This is a genomic window from Anaerotignum lactatifermentans (assembly GCF_016902535.1).
GTDB classification, from domain to species: domain Bacteria; phylum Bacillota; class Clostridia; order Lachnospirales; family Anaerotignaceae; genus Anaerotignum; species Anaerotignum lactatifermentans_A.
Genome location: NZ_JACSNY010000032.1, coordinates 1 through 5,221, shown reverse-complemented (window position 1 = coordinate 5,221; position 5,221 = coordinate 1). Strand labels below are relative to the sequence as shown.

Here is a 5,221-nt window from a genome sequence, read left to right as displayed (position 1 = left end):
ATAGTGGCTCATAGTTCCTCCTAGTTTAATGGATGTCTTTGCAAACACCATTTTACCAGAAACTGTGAGTCATTTTTACTTGTTGCACTTAGATTATAAATTCAAACCAGAAAAGGAAAAAGCACGGCTCCTCCAAAGAGAAGCCATGCCGTTTTTCGCGATACAACGTACTTTTTACATCGGGCAGGCCCGCAGAATCAGCAGCTTCTGCCCAGGATAAATGGTCTGGGGATGCTCGATTTCATTGACCGCCAGAATCTGCTCCACAGTCGTATGATACCCTTTGGCGATGGTCCACAGACTATCCCCGGGCTGTACCGTATAGATGACTGCACCCGGCCGGCACTGGGCCTCCGCCGGCTCCTCTGCCTTCATCTGGGTCACTGTATTCCGCTCCACCATTCGCTGTGCCTGCAGTTCCAAAGCGATCTGGGCCCGCAGTTCTCCTTCCCCTTCCGAAGCCAGCCGAAAATCAATCTCCCGCAGAGACGCCCGTCCTCTGATCTGATCCTCCGGCAGCACGCCCTTCATTTCCACACTGCGATGGAACGGGAAAGTCCGGTGCAGCACACAGACGGGCTCCTCATCCTGAATACAGTCATAGAGAATTTCCACATCCAGCGTGCCTTCCGCTTCCAGAACGTCCTCCTGCGCCGTCACGTCCCCCAAATGTACATCGCCCCATACCGCCACAGCCTGAAGCATAGGCGCCTCGCCTTCCTCCAGCCGAATGGTCTCCTTCTGTACAAATTCATTTTCGGAACGGCCAACACTCTGGGGCAAAATAATCTTTTCCGTATGAAGGGTCATTTCCTTGCCGGGGACATAGGCGTCCGTTACCCATTCCTCTTCCTTTTCCTCTGTCAAAGTTACATCAGCGCCTACCGTAGCGGAAACAGATAAAATCCTGCTCTCTCCATCCTCGTTGACCTGCGGACGGATCTCCCAGTCCAGCAAAGAAAGCTGTACCTGCGCGTCCCGATCCGCCGACGCCAGCGGTGTTTCCACAAATCCCGCAAAGGGGATCGCCTTTTCCATGCCCTGCGGCATACCGTCCCCGGCGCCGCTGTATACCACCGTCACAGGCAATACACCCCGAACGGAGATTTTGCCTTCCAGCGGACGGATCTCCTCCTGAACTACGTCCACATGCTCCATGAGGATTTCGCCGATTTCCGGCTTATCCTCCGGCAAAACCCATTCGTCCTTTACCACAAACCTGTCCTTTTTCTCCGTTACCGGCAGATCCGCCTTGATCTTTTCCCGATAGAGCTGCACGCCTTCTCCGGAAACATCTTTCAGGACTTCCATTTCCGTCTGGCTCTGACTTTGGGCCGTAATCCGCACCACTGCCCGCACGCCAATCTTCCGGTCGTTAATCATGTCGCACTCCAGATGCTCCAGTTTCGCCGTCACCTCTACGGCGTCCTCCTTATGTACCCCTTCCATGTGCAGCAGATCCTGCAGGGGCAGGGAGGATGTTACCGCGTAAACAGGGCGCTCGCCTTCCGCCGGGCGGTAGAGAATCCATAAGCTCAATTCGCCGGAAAAAGTGATTTTTTCCTCTCCCGTCTTTACCTCATCCAGACGTACCCGGCCCTGACTGTATAATACTTCCTTTACATCGGGCTTGCTGTCCGGTATGATGACATCCCCCTCCAGCAACACCTGCGAGGTCTGTTCCCCCTTCTGCTGTTTCAGGGTGATTTTTTCTTTCGCCAATTCCAAAGGCATCTCCTAAAACCTCCTTCACCATTTTTACGGCAGTTTCCGGGAACCTCCTCCACAGGGGCGCCCCTCCAGCCTTTCTATGTAAATATATGATGAAAGCGGGGATTTATGCCCAAACTTCCCGGGAAAGACAGCCGCGGACGACTTTTTTCCTGTCTATGAGCAAAAAAAGAAGGCCAGCCGGCATATTCGCCGGCCAGCCTCTTGCTGCAATTTCGTAGTTTGTCTTATTTCGCCTTTCCCGGTGGGAAAAGAGAAAAAATCACTTTTCCTTTCAGATCCTCCATAGAGATAACGCCCATATTCCGGCTGTCAAAGCTGGTATCCCGATGATCTCCCATGACAAATACTGTCCCTTCCGGCACGGTCATATCGGCGATCCCAGTGGTTTCTCCCAGAATATAGGGTTCCTCCAGCTGTTCCCCATTGACGTATACCCCATCGGTCAGAATCTGTATGGTGTCGCCGCCCATGGCGATAATCCGCTTCAGCACCGTCTGACGCTCGCCTTCCGCGTAGTAGTCAAACACCACCACGTCCCCTCTGTGATAATTCCCCGTCATAGAAGTGATTCGGCTGAAGCAGAGGATGTTTCCGTCGCTGTAAGTAGGCTCCATGGAACTGCCCAGGATACGTACAGGCCAGCAGAAATAAAACAGTATCAGCAGCACTACCGCCGCCCGCAATATAACTTGTCCCCATTCCTTGATCGTTTCCTGCACCTGTATCCTGCTCCTTCTGCCTTTGTTTTTCCCGGAAAAATCCGCTATACAAAAGTATACCGCTTTTGTCGAAAAGTGCAAGTTTTTTTACATCTGCTTCCGTACAGTTTTATACTCATCCTCCAGGCGATAATAGGGACAATCCCGAAAGCGGTCGGAAAGGAACCGTTCCATTTCATCCTCATCCAGCTGCACCTGGCAGTAATATTCCTCGTATTCCTCATCATAGGCATAATACATGCATGTTTCGCAGTTTGATCGCATAATCTCCCTCCTTTCCTCCCATGATACCTTTTTTTGCACTGCAAAACAATAGCGAATTCCCTGTACTGCCTCCTCCAATCCCTCCGGAATCAAAAAAGACTGGCCCTCCCGCTCCTTTTTTCCCAATCAAATCTTGTGCTTTTGCGTTTCCCTGTGCTATAATAAATCGAAACTGATATAAATCCATCATTGGTTGGATGTTTCTACCGGTTACCGTAAACAACCGTCTATCAGTTTTCCGTTGCAGGGCTGTGTCATTTTTCGGCAGGTAACCCGCGGAAAATATTGATGGCGGAAGTAACGGTATTTTTTTATGAAAACAAGGAGGCAGGAACATGAAAAATTTCGTATTAAAAGGCGATCTTTGCTGGAGCAGAGACCCGCAGCATTTGGAAAGCCGCAAAAACGGCTATTTGGTTTGTGAGAACGGCGTATCCGCCGGTGTGTATGAGACACTGCCGGAGAAATACAGCGCCTACCCCCTTCTGGACTATGCAGGAAAGCTGATTCTACCCGGCTTTACAGACCTTCACGCCCATGCGCCCCAGTACCGTTATCGCGCATTGGGTATGGATCTGGAGCTTTTGGAGTGGCTGGATACACACACTTTCCCCCAGGAAGCCCTGTATCAGGATACGGCTCATGCCAGAAAAAACTACGCCCGGTTCGTGGAAGAAATGCGCAAAGGGCCCAATACCCGCGGCTGTATTTTCGGCACCATCCATAGAGAGTCTACGGAAATCCTGATGGAACTGCTGGAGGAATCCGGCCTGGCAGCTATGGTGGGCAAGGTCAATATGGACCGTCACAGCCCGGATATCCTGCGGGAAGGCACCGAAGAATCCGCGGAAGAAACCATTCGCTGGATTCAGGAAGTACAGGGAAAATATCCTCACGTCACCCCCATTCTGACCCCTAGATTTCTGCCTTCCTGCACAGATGCGCTGCTGGAAAAGCTGGGAAAGATCCAGAAGAAATTCCACATTCCCGTACAGTCCCATCTGTCGGAAAACAGGTCTGAAGTAGCCTGGGTGCAGGAATTGTTCCCCCAATCCAAAAACTACGGCGACGCCTACGATCATTTTGGTCTGTTTGGCGGCGAAAACTGCCCTACCATTATGGCGCACTGTGTCCTGAGCGATGATGCAGAAATCGCTCTGATGAAAGAGCGAGGTGTATTCATCGCCCATTGTCCGGAGTCCAATACCAATCTGGCTTCCGGTATCGCGCCTGTCAGACGCTATTTGTCGGAAGAAATCCCCATGGGGCTGGGCAGTGATATTGCCGGCGGCACAAGATGCTCCCTTTTCTACGCTATGGCAGAAGCTATCCGCGTTTCCAAACTTCGCTGGAGACTGGTAGATGATCGTCTGGCCCCTTTGACGATCCCGGAAGCTTTCTATCTGGCTACGAAAGGCGGCGGTGCTTTCTTCGGTAAGGTTGGCTCCTTTGAAGAAGGCTACCTGCTGGACGCTTTTGTATTGGATGACAGCCGCTATGATAATATCGGTGAATATACCATTGCGGAGCGCCTGGAGCGGGCCATCTATCTGTCCGAGGACAATGAGGTCTGCCATAAATTTGTGGAAGGGCGCCAGCTCTTCTGATTATTCCGTAAAAACAAAAAAGGACGCAAGATTCAAATATCTTGCGTCCTTTTTTCTCATGAAAGCTTTGATTGCATGCGGAACTGCCCTGTTCCCTCCCACCAAAGCGTCCTTCTCTTGATAAAACATTCTTATAAAAAAGCTACCCCTCTCATGCCAGCACACTCCCTCTTATGAAATAAAAAAGAGGCATACGCCTGTGTCTTGTAGCTTTTAGCGTCATTTTTCCTATTTGTCTTTTCTAAAATAACTTTTTGAAATAAAAAAAGGAAGTTACCCGGCTCGAACCTGGGTCCTGTAGCTTTTAGCGTAACTCTTCCCCACTTGGGCTTTATCAAAAGTTTTTTGAAATAAAAAAAGTGGAAGTTACAGGGCTCGAACCTGGGTCCTGTAGCTTTTAGCGTAACTCTTCCCTGCTTGGGCTTTATCAAAAGTTTTCTGAAATAAAAAAAAAGTGGAAGTTACAGGGCTCGAACCTGTGACCCTCTGCTTGTAAGGCAGATGCTCTCCCAGCTGAGCTAAACTTCCACAAAACGACTCAGATGGGGCTCGAACCCACGACCTCCGGCGTGACAGGCCGGCGCTCTAACCAACTGAGCTACTGAGCCAGATATATTGGCTTTGTCGTTTTCATATAAATAAAATAAGGGAAAAACAGGGGCAGAAGGACTCGAACCCTCGACATTTGGTTTTGGAGACCAACGCTCTACCAACTGAACTATACCCCTATATAGTTCCGACTTTTCCAGATGCACCTTCAAAACCGAATACAAGCAAACTCTCGTCTTAAATCTTTTTATTAGGTCAAGCCCTCGGTCTATTAGTATTGGTCAGCTGAACACATTACTGTGCTTACACCTCCAACCTATCTACCTCATTATCTTTAAGGGACCTTAC

Annotated in this window: 4 protein-coding genes, 3 tRNA genes, 1 rRNA gene and 1 riboswitch; of the genes, 1 reads left to right on the top strand and 7 read right to left on the bottom strand. The window is 50.1% G+C overall.

Annotated elements, in window-relative coordinates:
- Positions 1 to 174 precede the first annotated feature (174 nt).
- The 3 genes from H9X84_RS12580 to H9X84_RS12570 form a co-directional block, all read right to left on the bottom strand.
- Positions 175 to 1,734, bottom strand: a complete 1,560-nt coding sequence (locus tag H9X84_RS12580; protein WP_205134603.1) for a DUF3794 and LysM peptidoglycan-binding domain-containing protein — start codon at positions 1,732 to 1,734, stop codon at positions 175 to 177.
- A gap of 224 nt (positions 1,735 to 1,958) precedes the next feature.
- Positions 1,959 to 2,453 carry a signal peptidase I gene (lepB, locus tag H9X84_RS12575; RefSeq protein ID WP_205134602.1) on the bottom strand — a complete coding sequence of 165 codons (495 nt, stop codon included), beginning with the start codon at positions 2,451 to 2,453 and terminating at the stop codon, positions 1,959 to 1,961.
- An 87-nt stretch (positions 2,454 to 2,540) separates the two neighbouring features.
- On the bottom strand, positions 2,541 to 2,717 hold the full coding sequence (locus tag H9X84_RS12570) for a DUF6472 family protein (protein ID WP_205134601.1): 177 nt from the start codon (positions 2,715 to 2,717) through the stop codon (positions 2,541 to 2,543).
- 153 nt (positions 2,718 to 2,870) lie between these two features.
- A riboswitch (purine riboswitch) is annotated at positions 2,871 to 2,967 on the top strand.
- An 85-nt stretch (positions 2,968 to 3,052) separates the two neighbouring features.
- On the opposite strand from H9X84_RS12570, the gene H9X84_RS12565 reads away from it, so the two are divergent.
- Complete coding sequence (locus H9X84_RS12565; protein ID WP_205134600.1) at positions 3,053 to 4,324, top strand: amidohydrolase family protein; 1,272 nt, start codon at positions 3,053 to 3,055, stop codon at positions 4,322 to 4,324.
- A gap of 455 nt (positions 4,325 to 4,779) precedes the next feature.
- On the opposite strand, the gene H9X84_RS12560 is transcribed toward H9X84_RS12565, so the two are convergent.
- From H9X84_RS12560 to H9X84_RS12545, 4 genes are all read right to left on the bottom strand, one after another.
- Positions 4,780 to 4,852, bottom strand: a tRNA-Val gene (locus H9X84_RS12560).
- 6 nt (positions 4,853 to 4,858) lie between these two features.
- Positions 4,859 to 4,932 (bottom strand) — tRNA-Asp (locus tag H9X84_RS12555).
- Between the two features lie 47 nt (positions 4,933 to 4,979).
- Positions 4,980 to 5,052 (bottom strand) — tRNA-Trp (locus H9X84_RS12550).
- Positions 5,053 to 5,124: 72 nt separating this feature from the next.
- A 23S ribosomal RNA gene (locus tag H9X84_RS12545) occupies positions 5,125 to 5,221 on the bottom strand; the annotation flags it as partial.

Excerpts from the sequence above, each read along its gene's own strand:
- H9X84_RS12570 (WP_205134601.1), bottom strand. The coding sequence starts at position 2,717 with ATGCGATCAAACTGCGAAACATGCATGTATTATGCCTATGATGAGGAA.
- H9X84_RS12565 (WP_205134600.1), top strand. The coding sequence starts at position 3,053 with ATGAAAAATTTCGTATTAAAAGGCGATCTTTGCTGGAGCAGAGACCCG.
- H9X84_RS12580 (WP_205134603.1), bottom strand. The coding sequence starts at position 1,734 with ATGCCTTTGGAATTGGCGAAAGAAAAAATCACCCTGAAACAGCAGAAG.